Here is a 23,714-nt window from a genome sequence, read left to right on the forward strand (position 1 = left end):
GCGCGGGGCTTCCTTACCGGAATAGGGCAAGCGCTACAGGCGGCTCAGATGAGGCGTGGGTTGAGGGGAGGGGGCGGCGGGCAGGGCGCCTGCCGCAGGGGGGCGAGATGCTTTTACTTGTACAACACGGCCAGCAGCACCTGCCGTCCTTCACTCATCAGAATATTGTAGGTACGGCAGGCTGCACCCAGGTTCATGGCGTCCAGGCCGATTTGCGCCTGCATCAGTGCGCTGGTCAGTCGCGGATGGGGGAAGCGTTGTTGGCTGCCGGTGGCCAGCAGAACGAGTTCGGGCTTGAACGCGATCAGCTCGGCGAAGTCTTCTGCCTGCAGTGCATCGAAGCTGTCCGGGCGCCAGGGGGCCATGCGCTCGGGCATTACCAGCATGCTGCCGGTGTGGCGTTGCGCGTTGATCATGACGAAATCGTCGCCATAGCCGGTAAAGGTGTTGAGATGGGTGAGCGCGTGGCTTTGCAGTTTCATCGTAGGCTCCGGAGCAAATGGGAGGGATTTTTGCGTATTTTCCCATCAATCGCTGCTGGATGGGTGCCAACAGGTGTGGCCTGGGCGTTGTTGACCCCTCACGTTTGATGAAAAGGGGCCGTACAGAACGCCAACGGCGCTTAGCGCAGGGCGATGGTCTGTTGCTTCCAGAGTGGGTCTTGCCAGCGATAGAACACGCTCAGAGAGCTGGGGTTGTCGGCTTTTCGTTCCACTTCCAGTGTATCAAGCTGAATCGACTCGAAGCTGCGTTTATAGCGGCCATCGACCCGTGCTTCCCGCGCTACCAGAAACTGCTTGCCCCCCGGCACCCAGCCGGCAAATTCCACATAGCCTACATCCGGTCCACTCAGGGAAGGTGGCATGACGTCTACCGTCCAACCCTCTGCGGTCTGGCGGAACATCCATAGCTCACGCCAGCTGTCGAGCGGTTGTACGGCCAGCGCCAACGCGGTGCCCTGAGGGTGGGTGCTGGCGGATGCGGTCCAGACCAGCCCATAGGTGCAGCGGCGTAGCAGCGGGGTGCTGGCATCGTGTTTGGCATCGACCAGTGCAACGCATGTTTCGCCGGGTTGGCCGGGGGTGGTAACCACCGTCAGCTTGGGAGGGCGAGCCGGCACGGTTTCGGCGGCCAGGCGGGATGCTCCTACCCGCACGGCGGCATCGGAGTACAGATAGCTGTCTTCTTCAGGCAGCTCTGCCTTGTTGATGGCGGCCAGTTCGTGCAGCGAGCGTTTGGCGGCCAGATCTGCCGTTTCTCCGCGTCGGATTTTTTGATAGGCCAGACTGGCCCAGATGCCGGCACGGCGCATGCGCAGACGATTGCGGGTGTAATCGGGCAAGGGGGTCAGATCAATCTGATCCAGGACTTCGGCGCGCCACAGATCCAGGTTATAGCGATCAGTCGGCCTAAGATTGGGGTCTATGCACTCGTGGCGGGTCAGTGCCAGCGCGGCACGGGCGCGTTGTTCGGGCTGGGCCTGCAAGGCGAGCACCCGGCGGAAGGCTTCTCCGTCATAGCACAGTTGTACCCGGCCTTCGCGCTCAAAGCTGCGCAAGTTGATGCCAACGCTGCTGACCACTTCAAGATGCGCTGCCAGAGTGGGATCGGTGGTTTTGCCAACTTTTACCGAAGCCCGTCGAGCCAGGCGCTCGGCCATGCTGCCGAGGGCATCGAAGGGTTCGGCGGTGATCGCATCGGCTGACGCAGCCTTCAGATACGCGGCGGCGTAGCTGATACCCAGTGCTTCGGCGCCGGGGGTGTCACGTAGAAAACGGACAACCGACAATAATTCCGGGGCATCGGTGGCCTGCAATGATTGCACTCTTACCTGACTGGCGCGGATATAACCGCCACGCTCACGCCGGTGGTCATATACCTGCAGGTAATCTTGTTTGCTGCCACGGATTTCCAGGCTATCGCCCTGCCACAGCGCGGCTTGCAGGGTAGCGGTTTCTCGGGGGGCGGCGCGCAGGGCGGCCTGATCCTGGGTCACGATGGCCAGGATGGCAAGAGCGGTCAACATGCTGGGTGTCCTTGAATGCGGGAAGAGGGGGCGGACGGGCAGCAGGCGGTTACTGGCTTGACCTGCTGCTTGGCCGGGGCGGTTCTTGTGGTATTTACTCGGCAGGCGGAGCCTCTTCCGGTTGGGTTGGGGCTGGCGTAACCGGGGCGGGCTTGCTGGCACCGAGCAAGGCAGAGCCGATGAAGCCGCCATCAGCAGGTGGCGGGGCGATGATGACCGAGATCTTGTCCGATAACTTGTCGGCCAGGGTTTTCTGGATCAGTAACGGGTTCTTCGCAATCAGGGCGCCATCGCGGGCCAGTTGCTCGCTGGCCACCTTGCCGACCTTCTCCATACGATAAACCTCGGCATCGGCCAGCTTGTGGCGAGAGTCCGCTTCACCGGCTGCTTCGATGCGTCGGGCCTCGGCGCTGGCCTCCGCCGTCTTGATGCGCGAGATCTTCTCGGCTTCGGCTTCGAGCTGGCGTTGCTCGATCTGCTTCTGCTTGAAGGGCAGCACATGCTTCATGGCCTCGGCTTGGGCGCGGGCGGCGATGATCTGCTCCTGTCCGGCGGCCTCGGCGGCCTTTTCGCGCTTGACCTTCTCGGCTTCGGCTTCCAGTTCATTCTGCTTGACCTGCTTGCTGCGCAGATCGAGGGTGTAGCGCATCTTGTCCGATTCCATCTCGGCCGCCAGCATCTTCTCCAGACCGGCCTTGTAGTCAGCAGGCAGATCCACCTGGCCAATCATCACCGACTTGAGCACGATGCCATCGGCGGCCAGCTTGGGCTTGAGCTCGTCGGCAATCGACTGCTGGATTTCCATCCGCTTGGTCGAAAAGATTTCCTTGACCGAGTAGCGGGTGAAGGTGCGGTACACAATGCCCTCAATCACCGGCTGGACAATTTCTGTGCCGACATTGTCGGGCAGGCGTTTCGAAACCTGGGCGAGCTTGGTTGGGTCGAGTGCGTAGCGCACCGAGAGGTCCACCCCGACGGCTAGTCCTTCCATCGACTGGAAGGGGGCATTGCCACTGGCGCTACGGCTTTCGGTTGGCCGGAACAGCTGGTCCCGCATCGAATACACCCTGACCGAGTGCAGACCGGGGATTTCCAGCAGCGGCCCCTCGCCGAATTCGGCGCTGTTGCCGGTGAGCTGATTGGTGCGGATCGCCATCTCGCCGCGCTCAACAGTCAGGAACGGTGGGTGGGTATACAGGGCATAGGCAGCGACGGTGGTGACTCCCAGCGCCAGCAGTCGGCCGCGCATGCGGTTGATGCTCTGCAGCAGGGAGGGCACCCGGCTGAACACCGCCTCGCCCATGCTGCCCAGCAACCGTTGCAGTGCCTCGATCAGTGTGGTGAGAACCTTCTGCGTGGCTTCAATCGTGGCGACGACTGTGGACTGAAGCACCTCTGCGACACTTTTCCGTTCCGACATGATATTTACCCCTGAATGCGCAATTTAAGTAGATGCGAAGCGCGGAGCATCCGACTTTCTCTTCTGTGATCGGTGGTTCCGGGTTGACGGTTACCAACGTGATCGGCGCCTCGCGTTTTCGTGGAGACCATCTTGCGCGGCGAGGGGGGGAAGGTTCAAAGCCCGCACGGGGCGAGAATCGTTCGTTGTGTGTAGATCCGGTTAGCCGGCGGAAGAAACCTTCACGGCTGTGGTGTGACTGCACGGTTCAAAAGCCGGATACTGTAGGCTCCATGTCATCTGGTATCCAGGGGCAGAACAGCCTGAGGTCATCATGTCTACAGAACCCCGTGTTGCCATCATCGAAGACGACATTCCCACCAGCAAACAGCTACGGGGCTGGGTCGAGGCTGCCCGGCCCGGCATCCGGGTTGACCAGTGGTTCAATCGTGACGACGCCGAAGCCGCGATTGCCCGCGAACGTTACGATCTGGTAGTGCTCGACATCGAGCTGGGGCGGGAACGCCATGCCGGCGTGGCCATCATCAACGCCATCAACAAACTCCACGGCACACCGGTGCTGGTGGTGTCGGCGATGCCGGCGACGATCTACCGCAGCATCATGAAAGCGCTCGATGCCTGGGATTACCTGCAGAAGACGACTTTCGGTGAGGCTGATTTCATCGACACCTTTCTGGAGATCCTGCGCGCAGCCAAGGATAGAAAGGTGGAGGCTACCGAGAGCACACCGGCGGAAAAGCGCGAGCTGTCGATTGATCCGCTACGGCAGAGCACGCCGATCTGGCGTGGCCAGCGCGTCAACCTGCCGCTGACGGCACAGCGGATTCTGGACGCGCTGTATCAACGGCGCGGCGAAGTCGTGTCGTACGAAGAGCTGTATGGCGTCGTGAAAAGCGGCCGTAATCGCGACAATATCCGCAAGCATGTCAGTACGATCCGCGATGCGTTTCGCGAGCTGGACCCGGATTTTGACTGTATCGAGAATATTCCGATGCGGGGGTTCCGCTGGAGTGACACCGCACCCAGCAACGGTCGCCACTGATCATGTCCGCGTTGTTGCGCTTTCTTAGTAGTTTCCGCCTGCGTTTTCTGTTCCGGGGCGCGTTTTTGCTGCTGGCCCTGTCGATTCTGGCGCTCGCCTTGTATTTGCTGCAGGAAGAGAAGCAACTCAGTTACAAGAATTACCGCCACAGCTTTCATAAAACCGAAGAGCAGATCGCCGCCAAACTGCGTCATCCCACCGGGCAGCTGGCCTTGCTCAACCCAGGGTACAGCGAAGGCAATGTCACGCCCTTGCGCCCGATGCTGCTGCCGTTCTCGGCGCTGGATTTTGACGACCAGAACAAGGTGCGCAATGCCGTCGAAATGGCCGGTTGTCTGGTGCAGTACGGCCAGGATGGCAATGTCTGCGTCGCGATTGGCAATAATCCTTGGGCGGGTGGGTTTATCTATATTGCCGGCAGCTTCGCCAGCGAGCGCCTGCAGCCGCATATTCAGGGCGAAACCGATCTGACCTCCTCGCACCGCATCCGGGTGGAAGTCGCCTTGCGTGGCCAGACTTACCAATGGGTGGCACCGTTTGAATATTCGCCGGATATGGGGCAGAGCGGGCAGAGCAACCCCGACGTGCGCGGCCGCTTTACCGGCTTTGTTGATGTCGGGGACGTGCTCAAGCCTCATACCCGGCCAGTGCGCGAGTTTCGCGGGTGGGTCTGGCAGGCCGCCGAGTGCATCCAGCCCGAGCGGGCCGAGTTCCGGCAGGGCTGCCAGTATCAGACGTTCTATTCTTTGCGCCTGCCGGTCGAGGTACTGCGCGATGCCTTGTTTCAGAAGCCCAGGCCGGTTTGGCCTCCGGCCGATCTCAACCAGATCAAGGCCCGCATCCAGGTATTGGCGCCGGGTGTGGGACAAACCCTGTTCGATAGCAATCGCGATGGTGCCATCCCGCCATTTTCCCTGACTGCGCTCAAGCCGCTGTTGTTGCCGGGAGAGTCCCTGCGCATCCGCAAGCTTGCCAGTCAGGCACAGCGCGAGCTGATCCATCTGACCGGCAGCGATGAAACGCCTGATGACTCCTGGCGGTTTTTGAATCGGGTGATTCAGCAATTACCCGTTGATGAACAGAATGCGCCGATTGAGGCGCGCCAGTTGATCACCACCCCGGTAGGGATCTACGAAGTTCTACTGACGGGCGATAGCCGCAGCGTCAACAAAAGCCTTGCCGTGGTGGCGCAGCGCGGTGCGTGGTTTATTGGCGCCATGCTGCTGGCGCTGCTGGTGGCCTGGGTGGTGATCGAAATCGGCATCATCCGCCGCATTGCCAAGCTGACGCGGCGGGCGGCTTCGGTGTCCCGCAGCGTGAAAGGTAGCGTAGGGCCGGAACATCTCGACCTGCGCGACATGCGGGGAGGGGATGAGCTCGGCATTCTCGCCAGCTGCCTGCATGACCTGCTGCAACGGGTGAAGGAGGATGCCGAGCGCGAGAAGATCCGCGCCGAGCAGGAGAAGGATATGTGGCACGCCGTCGGCCACGAGATCATGTCGCCCCTGCAATCGCTGATGGCCCTGCATGCCGCCCCGGATGACCCCAGCCAGCGCTATATCAGCCGCATGCAGCAGGCGGTGCGGGTGCTCTATGGTAGCGCCTCGCCCAGCGAAGCCTTCCAGTCAACCACCTTGCAGGTGGCGGCGATGGATATAGACGGATTTTTGCAGAACGTGGCAGGCAACGCCCCCTGCGTCGGCATCGAAAATGTGCAGTATCAAAGCCTCGGCCAGCCGGTGTGGGTGCGGGCAGATGACTATTCGTTAGAGGATGTTGTCACCCACATCCTGCGTAATGCCGATCGCTACCGGGTGCCAGGCACTGCTATCGAATTGACGCTGACGACCAGCGAAACCACGGTCAGCGTCAGCATCTTCAATCAGGGCCCGCCAGTCGCCGACGAGATGCTGGACCGGATCTTCGAGTATGGGGTGTCCGACCATCAGGACTCCGCCGCCAATGGCAATCGCGGGCAGGGCCTGTTTGTCGCCAAGACTTACATGGCAAAAATGGGCGGGACTATTTTGGTTCAGAATCAGCCCGAAGGGGTGACGTTCTGCCTGAGCCTGCCAAGATTGAATCAGGCGTGATCTGACGACCCATACGCGAATCGCCGTATGGCAATGGAATAAAACGCCTGCTAGATTTGTGCTTCATTTTATGCGGTGAAAAAAGCAGGCATGGATCAGAGCGCATCACCTAGCAACCCTATCCCCACCGCCCGTGCCCTACCGTTAGCTCCCTTGTCGATTGCGGCAGCGGGTTTGTGCTGTGCGGTCGGCCATTCACTGGCGGCGGCCTCAGCCGCCATCCGGGCCGGGATGGATCATTTTCAGGAAAGCCAGTATGTGACGCAGGAAGGTTACCGCTTGCTGACCGCACGGCTGCCGGACGACACCCTGTGGGGTAAAGCGAGACTGGCTCGCTGGATCAGCCTGGCAATCGCGGATTGCCTGCGGGGACTAGCGGTGCTGGACACCCGGCAGATTCCCGTGATCTGGCTCGCACCCGAGCAGGAACGCGCCGGCTACGATGCTGACTGGTATCGCGAGGCATTTGATCTGGCCCTGCATCAATTGCAAGCCAGTTTTCATACCCACTCCGGTGTTCTGCCGCATGGTCGGGCTGGGTTGGCCCCAGCCTTGCAACAGGCGGCTAACTGGATTGCCAGTGGTGAGGTGCAGCAAGTCTTGCTGGTTGGGGCTGATTCATTGCTGGAAGCCCCCACCATCAATGCCTATTTGCAAGCCCATCGATTGCAGGCGCCAGGTAATGTCGATGGTTTCATTCCCGGCGAGGCCGCTGCAGCCCTGTTATTGACCACGGCCAGCCTGGCGCCCACCGGCCTTGTCCTGTGCGGCGCCGGCATGGCGCTGGAACCTGGCCGGATCGATGGCAGTGTGCCCAGCCGCGCACAAGGGCTATCCGCTGCCATCCGGGCAGCGCTGGCCGCCGCCAACCTTGATTTTGCCGCACTGGATTTCCGGTTCAGCGACCAGAACGGCGAGTCTTTCTACGCCAAGGAAGCCGCCAATGCTCTCAGTCGCGTAACACCGGTTCATGGCCATCAGCTACGACTGATGACGCTGGCCGATTGCCTGGGCGAAGTCGGTGCTGCTACCGGGCCGGCAATGCTGGCGTATTTGCACAGTCTGCGACAGAAGCGGGGGCACTATCGACCCCCACTCGGCCCGACTGGCTTATTGCATCTAGCTAATGACAATGGCCTAAGAAGTGCGGTCGTGGTGGAATACCCGGCCGACTTGCCCGAATAAGGCCCCGCAAGGGCCCTTCGCCTGGAGAAAACATGGAAACCCACGTTTATATCAACGACAACGAAGCCTGTTCGAAAGCTGCTGACGGCGTCAGTCTGGGGGCTTTCCCCGACCCCTGCTGGAGCCCACCGCCGCCTGGTGCCGGACCCGTGTTGATTCCCTACCCCAACACCGCCACGGCCAGCAATCTGCAGAACGGCAGCTGCACCGTGTTTGTCTGCAATACCGAAGTAGCGCTGAAGGACGTGTCCTATCTGGCCAACAGCACCGGCAATGAGCCGGCGACGCCAAATCTGCCAAAAGGTCTGAAAACCGGCGTGATTAAAGGCAATGCCTACTTTGTTGACTGGTCGGTCAATGTCAAATTCGAAGGACTGAATGTCTGTCGTCACCTTGACCCGATGACGCATAACCATCGTTGAGCTGAGTGGCTGCACCATGTCTCTTTTTCCCATTCCGAAGCCCAAACCTTCAACCAGTAAACCAACCCGCCGGGGAAAGGGGAAGACGTCAGACAAAGCCCCGGAGTACCGACCCGTTGGCCAGTCAAAATATCCGGTGTCCCGCCGTGTCTCCGGTCCCAATACGGCAACGTTTTACTATCTCGACACCAAGCGTTTCCCCGTTGTCTGCGAGGATGATCGCAACCGGATCAGGAACGAGTGCGACACCCACGGCGGCAAGCAGCGGTCGAAAGACTCGATGCAGGAGGCCCGGCTGGATCCGCGCAAACATCCTCCCGGCAGCCTGACGCGACGCCTGCAGGACAAATTCAAGGATGCCGTCACCACACTCGACAACTTCGGCAAACAAAAGGTCAAGTACAAGAAAAACCCGCAGAATGCCTGGCTGGAGGATCACTGCTCGGGCCAATGGAACAAGCCAGGTGGCGATAAAGTAAGGGATGCCGATGATAACGCGACGCTGGATACCCCTGAAGCCGCCCAGACCATGAAGCGGGAGAAGTCAGGCAGCATTGAAGAATTCAAGAAACAGATCGAGGGCCAGGTCGGTGGTCTGCAGAAGCAGTTTGAAGGCAAACTGGCCGAAGCCCATAAGAAGCTGACCGATTTTGCATGGGATTACATGAAGCAGCACGGCAAGGATGCCTTCGATGGTGCCGCCGAAAAAATGGCGCAACGCAAGGCGCTGACTCGCTTCCCCCTTCTCGCCAAGGCGTTAAGCCGCCTTTCATTCTATGAAGGGCTCGGCACCCTGATCGGCAACACCGCCGGAGCGATTGCAACCGACGATATGGCCAAAGCGTTTGACATTCTGGAAAAGGAGCTGGACGCGATCCGGCAGCAAATCGACGATTGCCGGCGGATGCTGTCCGAAGGCGGGCTGGAAGACATCATGGCCTCGACCCAGGCGGGTATCGCGCTGGCCAACCCCTGCCTCAAGGCCCGCAAATGCATGCTGGTGCCGTACAAGGACACCGGCAAGACCAGCAAGGGCCAGGGCTGCTGCCCCGGCCAGACCGGCCATCACCTGCTGCCGGGGGCAATGTTCCGCAAATACAGCCAGAATCCGGAAACGAAGAAATACGCACCGGAAAAAGTCAGCCGCGATAGCAAGAAGATCAAACCCCGGCCGTGCTGGGAAAGCTATGAGCATGGCGATGCCCCGACCATGTGCCTGGAAGGCACCACCAATAACGCCACTAACGGCAGCCACGGTGCGGCCCATGAGGTGACGGGGGAGTTGCTGGAGAAAGATCGCGAGCAACCGGATATGCCGTATACCGTTGCCCGGGACAAGATCGCCACCGCCTTGGGCCGGGCCTTCGGCTGCAACCCGCAGTGCATCATTGAGCAACTGGATGCGTACTACAAAAAGATCCACAACTGCGGGCCGCTGGAGAGCGCGACCGTGACGCCGCACTCGGGCAACCAGCATGGCGGGCCGAAGCCGGCACCAACAGAACCAGTACCCACTGCGCCAGATGCACCGTTCTAATCAACAGGAGTTAGTTCAATGGAACCTATCTTTGATAGGGAGTCGTGGCAGAAATATTTGCGTGGTTTCACCATCTATGACTGCGCCATCGTTAGACAGAAAGGCTATGGTTTTGTCCTGGTAGAAGAAAGTCCGGATAGTCATGAAGGAGCCCGCACGCGCTTCATGACAATGGCGGTAGACCAGCCCATGGAGAAGCGTTTCGGCGCATCAACAACCAACAGCTTTACCTTTACGACCCTGGCTTGCAGCATCTCGCCGCCTGAATACGTGGCAGTAGACACAAGAACCAGCGTTTATTCATCGCGGCCCGGACTGGGCAGGGGGGAAAAGCCCATCGGTCAGCTCATCGACATCCGCACCGGCGATGACGGCGTTGCCGTTATTCAGCGAGTAGTGCGGGTCAATGGCCAGATCTACGCCTTGGGCGACTACCGCAAAATCTACCGGCGTATCGGCGTCGAGCAATGGATAGAGCTGGGCAGCGAAGGCAAAGGCGCACCGATGCCGGATATGAAGACCAAAAAGTTCTACACGGTCTACGACATCGGCTTCAAAGATATGTCCGCCTTCGGCCCGGACGACATTTATGCCGCTGGCGGCTCGGGCGATGTCTGGCGCTTTGACGGCAAGAAGTGGCACCAGTGTCCATTCCCCTCGAATGAAGTGCTGAAGACGGTCTGCTGTGCCGGTAATGGCAAAGTCTATATCACCGATATGCGGGGCGCGGTCTGGGTCGGGCGGGAAGACCGCTGGCAGAAGCTGATCGACGGTGAATTCGGCTGGGGTTTCGAGTTTGTCGATACGGCCTGGTTTCAGGACAAACTCTACCTGGGCTGCAAGTCGGGCCTCTGGGTACTCGACGAGAAGAAGAAAACCCTGCTGATGGTCGATGAGGTCGAAAAAGGTGCCCCCACTGCCATGAACAGCGGCCGGCTCGACCTTAGCCCCGATGGCCAGTACCTGCTGACCGCCGGCCCCCACGGCGCTTATCTGCGCGACAAGGACGGCTGGACCCGACTGTTCAGTAGCTTTGATTTCGCTTGAGTTGATACCAGCCTCACGACGAAGGCCACGAAAGCGGCCTTTGTCTTCTCCATCCAATCGCTTATGCCGCTCCACACTTTCGCAGGATTACCGCCAGGGGCAGAGTGCGGATGTTGAGGGGCTTCCAGGCCAGTCCCTTGTTACGGAAGCGAATGACTATTCAACCCGTAACTCCTTCAACTGCCAGATCGACCGCTCCCTGAATTGTGTTGCCAGGGTCTTGGGGTGCGAGTCAAAGGGATAGATCACAAACAAGGGGCCGCGATCTCGCGGTGACATCGGCTTGTCATCCATCAGTCTGGCTACGATCACGTCGTAAGTGCGGGCATCTTCAATCGGAATATCAATCGTGTAGTCGTTGATGGCGGTGGCTTTCAATACTTGCCCCGTCAGCTTGTTGGTGGCCAGCACTGTGCGCAGCAAGGGGCCGGTGAACTTGATCGGTTTGGGATACCAGGGTGTGTGCGTGACAAAGCTGTGCTGCGGCATGGCCTCAAGCGCCTTCATGTCCAGCGTCTGCACCGATTCGTTGCCTCCCTGCTTGACCTTGATGGTCAGAACCGGCACCGCTGGCGTTGCGGCCAGAGCGCTGATGCTGGTCTGGCACCATAGCAGGGCAAGGGTTAAAGCGCTGCCAATCGCTTTGTAAAGAATCTTCATCATCCTCTCCTCTTTGGTTCAGGTGACGTTTTGTTTCCGGTCGCGTCGGGCCGAGTTTTGGGGCGGGCGTTGATTGGGCTCACATATTTAGCCTGCTAAACCGCTTCACCCGGCCATGCGTGGCGGTTGGGGCTTCAGCCTCTTTCCTCCACGGCCTCCTTCTTGAGGGTATCGTCCGGCCTCAGCACTTGGTCTGGCTAACCTTTTCGCGTCAGCAAGTCCGACAGATTGCCGGGCTTGGTAACTCAGGTATAGCTGCAATCCATCGAAAGCGTCTTCCTGCATTTGCTATAGAAATAAGATGCAAAACATCAAAGCAAGTGGCACTTCTGCCGGCGGGGGGATTGACTCGTGAAGCTCACGCCCCCGACGACGTCTGCAACAGACAAGCGCTGGTTCGGGTTTGCCCCGATCGGTATCGGGCCGGCCGTAGCGGTGACGATTCTGCTATGTATGCTGGTGCTGGCGACCAGCCTGCTGATCAGCGGCTGGATTGGTGCCCGCGATGCCCTGCTGCATGTGGCGGCGCAAAATGCCCGTAGCGTCAGTCGTCTGGTAACCGAAAAAGCCGGACGGTTGCTGGACCCGGCCTCCGCAGCCATCCGCCAGCTGGCGCAAGACCCGATCACCAACGCAACCAGCATTGAATCGCGCCTTGGTCGACTGAATGGGCTGTCTGAAGAGCTGGTAGCCAATGGCCTGCTGGCGTCGATATATGTGGGCTACGCAAATGGCGATTTCATTCTGGTACGGCCGCTTGACCAGCCTGCCATCAGAAAGCGCTTTCAGGCGCCGCCAAGGGCGACCTTTCTGGTGCAGTCCGTCACCTCGCAGGGTGGGCGCCGGCTGGGTGAGCATCGCTTCTATACTGCGGGCCTGGAATTGCTGGCGCGGCGCGATGTGCCTGAGTATCAATTCGACCCGCGCAGCCGCCCCTGGTTTCAGGATGCCAGCAAAACCAATTCAACGGTCCTGTCGCGCCCCTATGTATTTTTCTCCACACAGCAGGTCGGCATCACCCTCAGCAAGCTGGCGGCGGATGGTCATACCGTAGTCGGGCTCGACATGCTGCTCGACGATCTGGCCACGACACTGGGTGAATTGCGCTTCGTTCCGAATATGGAGCTGGCGCTGATCGACCCCGATGGCAAGGTGGTGGCTTATCCCGACCTTGCCCGCATCCTGCGCCGGGAAGGGGAGTCGGTAAGCTTCCAACCGGTCGGCGCGCTAGCGGGGACTGGGCTGGCCGAATTGATGCAGGCAGATCGGGACGCAAATGGCCTGGCAACCTATCTGGTGAAGGGTGAACGCTGGCTTGGGCTGGTAGAGCCGTTTCTGGTGATCCCTGAAAGCACCCTGCGCCTGATGATTGCCATACCCGAGTCGGCCTTGTTGAGCGAGCTGCAAGCGCGGCGAGACCGGTTGATGCTGGTGGTGACGGGGCTGGTTGGCGTGCTGCTGCTGCTCGGCTCGTGGGCAGGGATTGCCTTGGGGCGGAGTCTGAACGGCCTGACCGAGACGGCACGCCGGATCTCACGCTTCGACTTCAAGACCGAATCCGCGACAGCCTTGCCGCTGCGTGAGGTTCAGGTGCTGACAGAAGCTGTCGGTCAGCTCGGCTCAACTATCGAGGCTTTTCTCGACATCACCGGCATTCTGGCTACCGAGCCGAAGGTGGATACGATGCTGGAACGGGTGCTGACCCGCTTTGTGGAAGCCACCCGTTGCGAAGCCGCGGCCGTGTACCGCTGGCAGAAAGACAGCCGGCAGATGGAGCGGGGGGCAGCACACGGCCAGACCGACCAACTGCCGGAACGCTTCAGCTATGTGTCGCCGGTGGCGGGCCAGACCGAAGCATCTGCTCGCACTGGAAGCCGTAGACAGGCCGAATTCGAACTGCGTAGCCGCGATGGTCAGCTCAAAGGCTTGCTGGTGCTGACGCACGCCGATGATGAGGCGCACGCCGGCCCGGCTTTCGAGTCGTTTGCACGACGCCTGTCCGGCATGCTGGCCATTTCAATTGAAACCCGCCAGCTGATCATTTCGCAGAAAGAGCTGCTGGGCGCGATGATCCGCCTGATGGCCGATGCCATCGACGCCAAGAGCCCCTACACCGGTGGCCACTGTGAGCGGGTGCCTCAGTTGGCCAATATGCTGGTGGAGCGCCTGCAGGCCGAAACCGAAGGCCCGTATGCTGACTTCTGCATGAGTGAAGATGAGCGGTATGAATTTCATCTGGGCGCCTGGTTGCATGACTGCGGCAAAGTCACCAGCCCCGAGCACATTGTCGATAAAGCCACCAAGCTGGAGCTGATCTACAACCGCATCCACGAAATCCGCATGCGCTTCGAGGTGCTGTGGCGGGATGCCGAGATTGCACATTGGCAGCGGCTGGTGGCCGGCGAGGACGCCGGCGCTTCCCAGGCGCGGCTGGACGAGCGTCTGCAGCGCCTGCAGGCAGACTTCGCTTTTGTGGCCGACTGCAATATCGGAGGCGAGTGGATGGCCGATGCGGCGGTCGAACGGCTGCGGGCGATCGGCGCGCAGACCTGGCTACGCCACTTTGATAATCGGATTGGCCTGTCGCGGGAGGAGGCTGTGCGAATACAGCTGGCCGAACCTGTGTCGCCAACCCTGCCGGCGCAGGAGACCCTGCTGGCCGATCGTCCGGAGCATCTGGTGGAGTGGGGCGATAAGCGCCCGCCTGTTGGCAAGGACGACCCGGCCAACCGCTATGGTTTCGACATGGTGCTACCGGCGCAGAAGCAGAATATGGGCGAGCTGTACAACCTGTCGATCCGTCGCGGCACGTTGACGGCCGAAGACCGCTTCCGCATCAACGACCATATTGTGCAGACCTATATCATGCTCAAGGGCTTGCCTTGGCCGGACGATCTGGCGCGAGTGCCGGAAATCGCCGCGACGCATCATGAACGTATGGATGGCAAGGGCTACCCACGTCGCCTGCCGGCCGAGCGTCTGAGTCTGATCGACCGTGCCATGGCGGTGGCTGACATCTTTGAAGCGCTGACCGCCGCAGATCGCCCCTATAAACCCGCCAAAACCCTGAGCGAGTCGTTGCAGATCATGGCGCGGATGTGTCGAGAGCAGCATATTGATTGCGAATTGTTCCGCTATTTTCTGCATAGCCGGCTGTGGCAGGTCTTTGCAGACCAGTACATGCAGCCGAACCAGATTGACGAGGTTGATGTGCCCGCGATTGAGCAGATAGCAACGGCCGGGTAAGGGCTGTTCACATCAAGCCAGAGCCGGGTGCTGAGGGCTCGCTTTCCGGCGAAATGCGATCCGGAAACAAAATATCAACAGCGCCCGACGTCAACAGAGCCTAGTTCAGACGCCCCCCTGCCACCATCGCCACGCTGGCCTGCAGTGGTGCATGGACCGCTTCGGCCACCTGTCTGGCCAGATCTTCCTGCAAGGCAATGCTGCCCAGATCAGGCCGGTCGAACTGCTCGGACCAGATCAGGCGGGCGTCGGCGACGGCCAGCAAGCGCAGGCTCAGCCGAATCTCGGTGCCGAGCTGGCGTACGCTGCCTTCAAGCAGATGCGTGGCGCCCAGCGCCCGCGCCTGGATGATCTGTTCGGCGGCGCCGTCGCCGCTGCCGTGGCTGCACGGCAGGGTCAGCAGATTCCTGCCAAATTTTCTGAATAGCTGATGGACAAGGTCTTCTTGCAGCGCCTTGAGGCAATGCAGGCTGTCGCCGGCCGAGGCCATGATCTGCAAGGGCGCCAGCATCAACGTTGGCAGCAGGCTGATCGCATTTTCGGGTTGGCGGTAGATGACGGGCACGTGAGTTCCTACGGGGATTTCGAAGCGAACGATGGCGTCCATGCCATCGTTGGAGTAATACTCTTTCAGTTTTTCTCTTAGTCTGCGGATCTGTACCCGGACTGTCGGGTCTTCGGCGGGGTCGAAGCTGCTGGCCGGGCGCTTGAGAACTTCCAGACCAATCGTGTATTCGTTGATCGAGCTGGCGCCGCCAGCCACGGTGCGCTCTACCAGAAACTGCAGCAATTCGCTCAGGCGCCTGGCTTTGTGAAAAGTGGGGCTGGCCAGCAACTGCTCCAGCGCGGGGCGCACCAGGGCGGGCGTCAGCGCAGGCTCGGCGGGCGTTGCAGCCGCCTGCGGCGTGGTCCGCAAGGGGCAGTCCAGAAGGCTAGGCGGCGTGCTGAGGATGGGGGGCATGATGGCTTGTCCTGAGGCTTTATCTGTTTTGATACCCACCGACCTGAGTGCTGCCAGAGCGGTGGCGGAACGATGCCCGCACTGTAGTCAGCAGCTGGAAAAATAACCTTACGAATACCTTCTGAATCGCAAGTTTTTGAATAAAAAAGAATAATTTCTCTTCGTGACCAGAGTTCCAATCTGGCGCGAGCAGACCACACCGGGCGGTGAGGGCAATGAAACGTGAGAGTTTTCGTTTTGGCGATTGGACGGTCAGTCCACAAACCAACTGTCTGAGTAATGGCGAGACGCTACGACAGGTCGAACCGAAGCTGATGGATGTGCTGGTCGTTCTATGCGGCCATCCCGGCGAGGTGATCAGTGCCGAACGGCTGGTGCAGGAGTGCTGGGGCAGCGCCGAAGTGGGCGATAACCCCCTGCATAAAACCATCACCCATCTGCGCCGTATGCTGGGCGATAGTGCGACTGCGCCACGTTATATCGAAACCATCCGCAAACGTGGCTATCGGGCCATCGCGCCTATTGTGCTGGCCGATAGCGGCGTTGCGCTGGCCACGGCAGTGAGCTGGACGCACGGTTCACCGTTTCGCGGGCTGCAGGCATTTGAAGAAATACACGCTCCCATTTTCTTCGGCCGAAGTACGGCAATCGGCGCCTTGTTGCAGGGCCTGAGCCAGCAGCTGGCGGCTGGGCGGGCCTTGCAACTGGTGCTTGGCCCGAGCGGTTGCGGCAAGACCTCGCTGGTGCGGGCTGGGCTGCTACCCGTTTTGATGCAGGAGGCAGGCGCATTCGGCATGCGTGTCGTCAGCAGCAGCCTGCTCGATCTGGCCGACCTCGGCGAGCAGGATCTGCATCTGTCTCTGGCCGGGGCCATGCTGGACTGGGAATGCGAGGGCAGCCCGTTATTTGCCGGTTCCAGTGCGGCCAGCCTGGCTGAGCGTCTGCAAGCCGATGTGACCAGCGAGACACTGGCTTTGCGCTGGGCGCTGGCGCGCCAGCCCGCCAATCCCTCCCGGCCCTACTGCCTGCTGTTTGTTGACCACTTTGAAGCATTGTTCCAGACCGCCTGTTCGCCCTCGCAACAGCTGGCGTTTGTCGCCACACTCGACCAGCTTGCCCGCAGCGGCCAGGTATTGGTCATTCTGGCCTGCCGCAATGCGTTCTACCCCCAGCTGGCCCAGCTGCCCCTATTGCTCGAAGGGAAAGCTGGCGGTGCCCATTTCGATCTGGCCCCGCCCAGCGCTGCGGAAATTGCCCAGATCATCCGTCTGCCGGCCGCTGCGGCGCGTTTGAGCTTTGATGTCGAAGGCAGCAGCCAGACCAGGCTGGATGATGTCCTGTGTGAGGGCGCAGCCCACAATCCAGACTTGCTCCCCCTGTTGCAATACACCCTGCAGGAGCTGTATCAGCAGCGCAGCCCAAGTGGTCAGTTGACGTTTGCGGCCTACCACGCCCTGGGCGGTATCGAAGGCGCCGTCGGCTCGCGGGCTGAGCAGCTGATGGCAACGCTGACGCCGGCACAGCGTGGGGCCTTACCAAGAGTATTGTCATTGCTGATCCGGATTTCAGCCGATGACGACAGCGTCTCCAGCCGGCGGGCGGCCTGGCAGTCACTGCAGTCAGAGGATGAGCGGGTGTTGGTCGAAGCCTTGATTAAGAACCGTCTGCTGATCAGTGAACTGGTCGGACAGGAGCGCGGGTTCCGCCTGGCGCAGGAAGCTCTGCTGCGACGCTGGCCGCGCCTGACGGAGTGGATCGACGAGCATCGCAGCGATTTGCGCATCCGTGCCCGTCTGGCCCTGCAGACCAACCGCTGGCTGGCCGAAGCCCGTTCGACTGATCTGCTGTTGCCTGCCGGCAAACCGTTGGCCGAGGCCCGCTATTTGCAGGCACAGGGCCGTTTCAGTCTGACGACCGACGAGCTGGCGCTGATCCGGGCTTCGACCGGTCGGCAGCAGCGGCGCCGGCGGATCAAACGGGCCATTGTTGGCGTCATCGTGGTGCTGGCCGTGTTGTCGGTGGTGCTGGGGCTGCAGGCGATGCAGTCGGCACGCATTGCCAGCCAGCATCGGGCAGAAGCCGAAAATCTGCTTGGTTATATGGTTGGCGATTTTGCCGAGAAGCTGAGGCCGCTGGGTCGCCTTGATCTGCTCGACAGCGTCAGCCGCAAGGCACTTGATTATCTGGCCAGCTCATCCCGCGCTGGGCTGGGGCAGACAGCGCTTTTACAGCGTGCCAAGGCCCTGCAGGGGATCGGCGAGGTAAAAGTAGCGCGGGCAGACAAGGCAGCAGCCAAAGCCGCGTTTGATGCAGCGCTGGCCATATTGGAAAATCTGCTGGCAAGCCAGCCACCGTCGCCTGAAGTGCTCAAGCAGCTGGGCATCGTCTGGTTCTGGCAGGGTCAGCTGGCCTTGCAGGGTAATGATGCCCGTACCGCAGAAGCCGCGTTCCTGCGCTATCTCGACTACAGCCAGCAGCGTTCCCAACTACAGCCGGATGAGGTCGATGGCTGGATCGAACAATCGTATGCCCATAACAGCCTGGGCTCGCTGTACCTGAAACGGGGCCATGTCGAGCGTGCGCAAGCAGGCTTCAATGCCTCGGTGGATCTGAAAACCCGCGCCCTGGCGGCGCGCCCCGACAACGCCACCCTGCAGGCCGATCTGGCCGATAGCCTTTCCTGGCTGGCCTCGGCCCGTCAAGCCACGGGTCAGCTTGATGCGGCGGAACACCTCTATCGACGCGAGCAGCAGCTGCTGACCCGGCTTATGCAGGCCGCACCTGAGGCGGCACTATGGCAACAGCGGCTTGCCCAGTCGCTGCAACGTGCTGCAGCCGTCCGGCTCGCACAAGGCGTCGAACCTGCCGCCCGGAGTGATTTGCAGCGCGCCATGCAGCTGCTTGATGCGGTGATCCAGCGTGAACCCGACAACCGCAACTGGCAACGTGCCCGTATCTACGCTGAGTTGGAATGGCAGCGTCTGGCTTTGTACCGGGGGGAGCTGGAGCCCGCCAGAGCCGGACTGCAGCAAGCGCTGGACCAGCTGCTGGGTCTGATCCAGCAAGACCCGGGTCGCCAGGACTGGCGCCGACTGCTGGCTGCCGTGCAGCAGCGGCAGGCGCAGGTTCTGCTTGGGTTGCGAAAGCCCGGCGAGGCCCTGACCCTGGCCAGCGAGGCGCAGGTGCAGCTCGAATCCATGCATCGGCGCAACCCGGCCGATACCCGCACCCAGATGGTTCTGGCGGATACCCTGCTCACAATTGCCGATGCCCACCGGCAGGCGGGTGGTTTGGACGCGGCACAGCGAGTCTGCCAGCAGGTGACGGCGCTATTGCAGCCATCAGCGCCACCGAGCCGCAATTTTCAGCTACTGGACCCCTGGGTACGTGCCCATGCCTGTCTGGGGGCGAATCAGCCAGCGGCGGCTGCCCGTCAATATCTGGCGCAAATCGGGTATCGCGACAAATTCTATCTGAGCGGGTTGGCGGCCGCCGCTCGATAGCCAAGACTGGCAAACCGTTGAACAGCCAGCACAGACCGGAACCGGCCAGCCATTGATGTAAAACGGATCATCCCGGAATCTGCATACACGCCGGATCAGCAGATTTCGGGACGTTAATTAACCAGAAAAAGGAAAAGCCATGTTCAACACTGAAGTGCCCAAGCCATTTGTACCTGTGATTATTGTGCTGGTTTATGTGATTCGTACCCTGGGCCCGGTGGGTAAACCCAATTTCAAATTTGCCTATTTTGATCCTGATGGCAATGTGATTGATCAGGGTAAGATCGTATTCAATAAGAAGAGTGTTGTCTGGTATCTGTTTGGCAATAGTCCACGCGACAATATCGTCATGACGGGCATTGATCTGCAGAATTCGGGAGGGCAGGTTGATGCCCTCAAACAGAGTTTTTTCAGTATCAGCTTTACCAACTATTGCAAGACCCGCACCACAATTGGTATCCGTCTTGATTTTCAGGATAACACCAACCCGGATTCTCCGATTAATTTCTCAAGTACCGACCCGCAAATCATCAATGAGCCCGGTGAAACACTATTAGATTAAATATTGCGCAATCACGGCAGCAAAGCACTCAATAAAAAGCACTGGTAAACCCAGTGCTTTTTTCTTGTTACCTGGCTGTTACCTGCCGGCTACGGGTTGTTACTTATTTCACGATCAATGCCGACTTAATATGGCCTCACCAACACAGTTTGGCGAGCAGTAAAGCAGGCATTCAATCCGGATTGTGAAATGGAATTGAAATGCCGGGTCTGAAAGTTAATTTCTTATTTGAAAGGACTCGTATCATGACTATCTCCCACAAAGTTGCCCATGCCGTGCAGTATATTCAAGCGCTGGAATTACCAGAATTCGATAGCGCTAACCTCGCCACGGCAAGCACGCCGCTGCGGGTGGCACAGGGCGAAGATGCCGGGGCCGCAGTGGCCGCCGGCAGTCTGGTGTCTTTCGTTTCCGGATTGACCGAACAGCACAAGAACGACGTGCTGAACTCCACCTTGCTGGCCCAGCTCGCGGCGTCCAAAGCCTACGACCGCTTCAAGCAGACCAAACTGTGGTACGACAAGTATGTCGAGGTTCTGGCCCAGGTAGGCTGGGTCGTGCCAGCGTTTGCTTTCCGCGACTATCGGCCATCGGGCACCTCGCTGGTGCTGTCCGATGCAGTGCTGGAAATCCTGAGTGCCATCGCCACCGGCGATGAGATGAAGATCCTGCGTGCGGCGCTGACCTCGCTGCGGGAAGACCCCAAGAATGAAGGGCCACTGCACTTGTTTGATAGCCAAAGCTTCCCCGACAACATCGGTACTTTCCAGATCATGCCGGTTGGCGAGGATGATGGACAGGTGGTGATGGCCCTGGCTGCGATGGACTTCAAATCAACCAAGCATGTCACCCGCTTCCTCTGGTTCTCGTGGACTTCAAGCTCGGTCAAGTTGGTTCAAAGCGCGCAGAAATGCGTGTTGAACGAGCACATTTACGGCAGGGTCCGCCAGCAGGTGATCGACAAACTGGCTGGACGCGCCAGCGAATATATCAAGGACATTGAAATCTGATATTGCAGAAAAGGCGGGGCTGGCCTCCGCCTTTTTCAAGATTTCAAGGAGGAAATCATGTTATTTGATCCAATCACGCCTCTGCCTGACGGCGATTTTATATTTGTTGATGCTGGAAATATCTTTACGGCCAGTAAAGATATCCGGTCGCAAAATGGCATGGATTTACTGAATTCCAATTTGCTGGCCCAGCTCGCAGCAAGCAAGAAATATGATCGCTTCAGCAAGGCGGATGACTGGGACCGCCACTATTACAACACGCTGAGTAATCTTGCCTGGCGGACAGGGGTAACGACGCATAATAGTTATCAACCACCGGGCTTGTATTTTTCAATTCCAGAAGTGGTCTGCAAGATGTTTGCTGCAGCCTTTATGCCCGATGAAGGAGTTTTGGCAAAAACTGCTCTGGGAGTATTAAGCCAGCAACCTTCAGATAGTACCCCCAGGCTGGTTTTCGATAAAAACAGCCACGCCTGCTCGGCAGTTAATTTTTTGATCAGTGTTGTCAATGAAAATGGCGTGGTCAGGGAATTGGCGCTGTCATTTTCGACCAGTGAAGTAATCAATAACCTGTTGGAGCAGAAGTTTTTAACCCGTGGGTTGATTGGCAAAATTGATGCACGAATCAATATTTCATCTCTGTATGAGGCGGGATATGCCACCTTGCGAGCGGGGGTTTTAGATAAGCTGGGTAATCGTATCAATGAGAATATTTTTGATATTACCCCAAAATCTGAAATCGGCATCGAATGCTCGCAGCAATTTGTCGAGAGTCTGGTTATTTAAATGGATGCCCCTGATGCCCGTTCTTGATACGGCAGCAAACCTGGGGCAACCACCCAAGATGGGAGAGCACCATGAAATTTGTTATTGCAACGGCGGTTCTGGGCAGCCTGTTACTCAGCGCCACGGCCTGGGCGGATGTCGAAGTTTATCGCGGGATAAACAGGCGTAATGCCACCTATGCGCAGGTGAACAACGCCCAGTGGCGGGTGGACCCCGACGGCGTATCAACATTTGAAAATGCCCGGTTCAGCGCACCACAAAAGCCATGCCGGGCCAGATTCATCATCCTGGGCGTCAATGCCATGCCTGCCCCCGGTATTGCGGGCCAAATTGCCTTCATGCCGGAAGGTTATCGTGGTGTGTATACGCCGGAGCACGGTGGAGAAGGCCACTGGAGCCTGCAGGCACCGGCAGGAACCGACAATGATGCCTTCAAGCTGGCGCTGACTGCCTATGTGATCGAGCGGCATGCCACCGAGGTCAACGATACCTACAACGGCGGGCATCCTTCCCACTGCGCTTCCCCGGAGGTGCCAAACGCGTTGCCGACACAGAAGCAGTAAGATGGGTCTCAGGGTGGCAGGCAGGGCTTAAAGCCTGTTCCCTGTATCGAGCGCCTTGCGTGGAGGACTGAAATGGCGGTACTGCACTTTGCCTATTTGTTTGACCCGGTTGCCTTTGGCCATCAGATCCACGCTGGACTGACGCAAGGCGGCACGACCGCACTACGCCACATGGCCCAAGCGGCGCTGGCCACCCGCCATGACACGATCAAAGAAGTGCTGCAGGTCTTGCGATTCGACGAGAGCTGGCTAGGCGAGGATGCCGACGAGTGCGATCGGGCAGAAAAGTGGTTGCTGCTGATGCTGGCGGCGAGACTGACCAAGACCACATCGCTCGGTCGGGCTGGGCAGACGCCCCATCATTTGCAACTACCGACGTTGTTGGCAGAGGCCAAGCTGCCTCCAGCGGTGGTGCAGCGGCTGTTGCGTGGCGAGCCGCTGCACTCCCTGCTGCACGCTCAGGGCCTTGCCACGCTGGCCATGCAGCTACCGGCGCTCGACGACTATGGTGGTTGGTTAAGCCCCGCTCAAGCCCGCGACCTCCGGCAAATCCTGATCAATGCCGCCCCCAATCGCACGATTACCGTTCCTCCTCCGTATCCTCTGCCGTCGGAGTCGGATGAAAGTTTTGCCGCCAAGGCAGCATGCCAGGCATGGACGACCGCCATCACCATGCTCGATACGGCCATCCACACCCAGAGCGCCTTGTTTCTGATTCTGGATTGAAAAAGCCCGATCCTGGGATCGGGCTTTGCAGGGGGATGCGACGGACCTTAGTACTGGGGGTTCATCAGAAGTGGCGACCAGACGATATAGACCGGCGCGACTGGAAACAAAACGTCAACAGAGCCTAGATGCCATCGAATGTCCGGCACATGCGTGGCATGAGCCGGGCTGTCCAAATCGTGGTGATTAACGGTTGCTGCCTGGAAGATTTGTGTCATCAAGGTAATAGGTTTGCCCGCTGGAAATGGTCTCCCATTTGACTTTGGGCTTGCCGGGCTTGAATTCATTCAAGCCGCTGACGATTTTTTTCTTGCCGGTAAGGTAATTCACACTTTCCTCGCTGCGCTCGCCTGAATTGCGCATCATTGACCAGCTATCAAAGCCAATCAGCCGGAAGCGGCCATTTTCGTGGCGGAAGCGATAGGTGTCGTGCGAGACCTCCCAGCTGCCGCAGCTTTGCCAGTAATGCTTTTCAATATTGAGTACGCCCTTGGCGATGCTGATGCCGCCTACTTCCAAAGGATCTTGCAGGCAGGTCGAGTCGGCGTCGTTGGCGCTGGGCAAGAAGCCATCAATCGACTGAGCGGTTTGGTAGCCGGTATCGGTTTGCAGCAGTATCAGCAGGCGTCGGGGGTTCAGATTGAGTTCCTGAGTGCCAAGGTCTTCATTCTTGATGCGCTTGGCCGGGTCATTTTGCTCGGCAATCACAACCAGATCGGCACGGTTGTCCTGATTAAGGTCTCCAACCTTGTACGAATGCAGCTTCCAGCCTTTCGGTACAAAGCGTTGAGCGGTGGCGGTCATGGCGTCCGTGGCGTGAACGCTGGCAGTGAGCAATACAGAACATAAGAGCAGGGTTTTCATTGAGCGTCTCAAAATGGCTTTAGGTGTTGGTTTTAGTGAGGGTATCTGCTAGGGCCAGATG

At 59.3% G+C, this 23,714-nt stretch carries 19 protein-coding genes; 13 read left to right on the forward strand and 6 right to left on the reverse strand.

Translation table 11 applies throughout. The features are described from left to right. Positions 1–113: 113 nt before the first annotated feature. The 3 genes from PZA18_RS04745 to PZA18_RS04755 all read right to left on the reverse strand — a co-directional run bounded on the left by PZA18_RS04745 (position 114) and on the right by PZA18_RS04755 (position 3,446). Positions 114–482 (reverse strand): Mth938-like domain-containing protein, encoded by a 369-nt coding sequence (locus tag PZA18_RS04745; RefSeq protein WP_284099647.1) that lies wholly within the window; start codon positions 480–482, stop codon positions 114–116. A gap of 140 nt (positions 483–622) precedes the next feature. Further along, the gene (locus PZA18_RS04750; protein ID WP_284099648.1) at positions 623–2,026 is read right to left on the reverse strand and encodes an SH3 domain-containing protein; all 1,404 of its coding nucleotides are present in this window, start codon (positions 2,024–2,026) and stop codon (positions 623–625) included. A 94-nt stretch (positions 2,027–2,120) separates the two neighbouring features. Then, positions 2,121–3,446, reverse strand: a complete 1,326-nt coding sequence (locus PZA18_RS04755) for an SPFH domain-containing protein (protein WP_284099649.1) — start codon at positions 3,444–3,446, stop codon at positions 2,121–2,123. Between the two features lie 313 nt (positions 3,447–3,759). Here PZA18_RS04755 and PZA18_RS04760 point away from each other — a divergent pair, with 313 nt between their 5' ends. The 6 genes from PZA18_RS04760 to PZA18_RS04785 all read left to right on the forward strand — a co-directional run bounded on the left by PZA18_RS04760 (position 3,760) and on the right by PZA18_RS04785 (position 10,772). Beyond that, complete coding sequence (locus PZA18_RS04760) at positions 3,760–4,488, forward strand: response regulator transcription factor (RefSeq protein ID WP_284099650.1); 729 nt, start codon at positions 3,760–3,762, stop codon at positions 4,486–4,488. A 2-nt stretch (positions 4,489–4,490) separates the two neighbouring features. Beyond that, a complete protein-coding gene (locus PZA18_RS04765; RefSeq protein WP_284099651.1) occupies positions 4,491–6,581 on the forward strand; it encodes a sensor histidine kinase in 2,091 nt (696 codons plus the stop codon). 90 nt (positions 6,582–6,671) lie between these two features. Then, on the forward strand, positions 6,672–7,766 hold the full coding sequence (locus PZA18_RS04770; RefSeq protein WP_284099652.1) for a hypothetical protein: 1,095 nt from the start codon (positions 6,672–6,674) through the stop codon (positions 7,764–7,766). Positions 7,767–7,798: 32 nt separating this feature from the next. Continuing rightward, positions 7,799–8,188, forward strand: coding sequence for a DUF4150 domain-containing protein (locus PZA18_RS04775; RefSeq protein ID WP_284099653.1), 390 nt, complete (start codon positions 7,799–7,801; stop codon positions 8,186–8,188). A 16-nt stretch (positions 8,189–8,204) separates the two neighbouring features. Beyond that, on the forward strand, positions 8,205–9,725 hold the full coding sequence (locus PZA18_RS04780; protein WP_284099655.1) for a hypothetical protein: 1,521 nt from the start codon (positions 8,205–8,207) through the stop codon (positions 9,723–9,725). Between the two features lie 18 nt (positions 9,726–9,743). Next, positions 9,744–10,772: a hypothetical protein gene (locus PZA18_RS04785; protein ID WP_284099656.1), complete on the forward strand. Its 1,029-nt coding sequence runs from the start codon at positions 9,744–9,746 to the stop codon at positions 10,770–10,772. Between the two features lie 156 nt (positions 10,773–10,928). Here the strand turns inward: PZA18_RS04785 and PZA18_RS04790 are convergent, their stop codons facing one another. Further along, positions 10,929–11,435 (reverse strand): molybdopterin-dependent oxidoreductase, encoded by a 507-nt coding sequence (locus PZA18_RS04790; protein ID WP_284099657.1) that lies wholly within the window; start codon positions 11,433–11,435, stop codon positions 10,929–10,931. Between the two features lie 348 nt (positions 11,436–11,783). Between PZA18_RS04790 and PZA18_RS04795 the strand changes: the two genes are divergently transcribed. Then, a complete protein-coding gene (locus PZA18_RS04795; RefSeq protein WP_284099658.1) occupies positions 11,784–14,678 on the forward strand; it encodes an HD domain-containing phosphohydrolase in 2,895 nt (964 codons plus the stop codon). Positions 14,679–14,778: 100 nt separating this feature from the next. On the opposite strand, the gene PZA18_RS04800 is transcribed toward PZA18_RS04795, so the two are convergent. Continuing rightward, positions 14,779–15,639, reverse strand: a complete 861-nt coding sequence (locus tag PZA18_RS04800) for a hypothetical protein (protein WP_284099659.1) — start codon at positions 15,637–15,639, stop codon at positions 14,779–14,781. Positions 15,640–15,854: 215 nt separating this feature from the next. On the opposite strand from PZA18_RS04800, the gene PZA18_RS04805 reads away from it, so the two are divergent. The 6 genes from PZA18_RS04805 to PZA18_RS04830 all read left to right on the forward strand — a co-directional run bounded on the left by PZA18_RS04805 (position 15,855) and on the right by PZA18_RS04830 (position 22,789). After that, positions 15,855–19,142 (forward strand): nSTAND1 domain-containing NTPase, encoded by a 3,288-nt coding sequence (locus tag PZA18_RS04805; RefSeq protein ID WP_284099660.1) that lies wholly within the window; start codon positions 15,855–15,857, stop codon positions 19,140–19,142. A 139-nt stretch (positions 19,143–19,281) separates the two neighbouring features. Further along, positions 19,282–19,704, forward strand: coding sequence for a hypothetical protein (locus PZA18_RS04810; RefSeq protein WP_284099661.1), 423 nt, complete (start codon positions 19,282–19,284; stop codon positions 19,702–19,704). A 245-nt stretch (positions 19,705–19,949) separates the two neighbouring features. Further along, entirely contained in the window at positions 19,950–20,714 is a 765-nt protein-coding gene (locus PZA18_RS04815; RefSeq protein ID WP_284099662.1) for a hypothetical protein, read from the forward strand. Between the two features lie 57 nt (positions 20,715–20,771). Beyond that, the gene (locus tag PZA18_RS04820) at positions 20,772–21,500 is read left to right on the forward strand and encodes a hypothetical protein (protein ID WP_284099663.1); all 729 of its coding nucleotides are present in this window, start codon (positions 20,772–20,774) and stop codon (positions 21,498–21,500) included. A 71-nt stretch (positions 21,501–21,571) separates the two neighbouring features. After that, a complete protein-coding gene (locus tag PZA18_RS04825) occupies positions 21,572–22,063 on the forward strand; it encodes a hypothetical protein (RefSeq protein WP_284099664.1) in 492 nt (163 codons plus the stop codon). A gap of 72 nt (positions 22,064–22,135) precedes the next feature. Then, the gene (locus tag PZA18_RS04830; RefSeq protein WP_284099665.1) at positions 22,136–22,789 is read left to right on the forward strand and encodes a hypothetical protein; all 654 of its coding nucleotides are present in this window, start codon (positions 22,136–22,138) and stop codon (positions 22,787–22,789) included. Positions 22,790–22,975: 186 nt separating this feature from the next. Here the strand turns inward: PZA18_RS04830 and PZA18_RS04835 are convergent, their stop codons facing one another. Further along, positions 22,976–23,653: a hypothetical protein gene (locus PZA18_RS04835; RefSeq protein WP_284099666.1), complete on the reverse strand. Its 678-nt coding sequence runs from the start codon at positions 23,651–23,653 to the stop codon at positions 22,976–22,978. Positions 23,654–23,714 lie beyond the last annotated feature (61 nt).

Origin of the sequence: Parachitinimonas caeni (assembly GCF_030129945.1) — a bacterium.
Classification (GTDB): Bacteria; Pseudomonadota; Gammaproteobacteria; order Burkholderiales; family Chitinimonadaceae; genus Parachitinimonas; species Parachitinimonas caeni.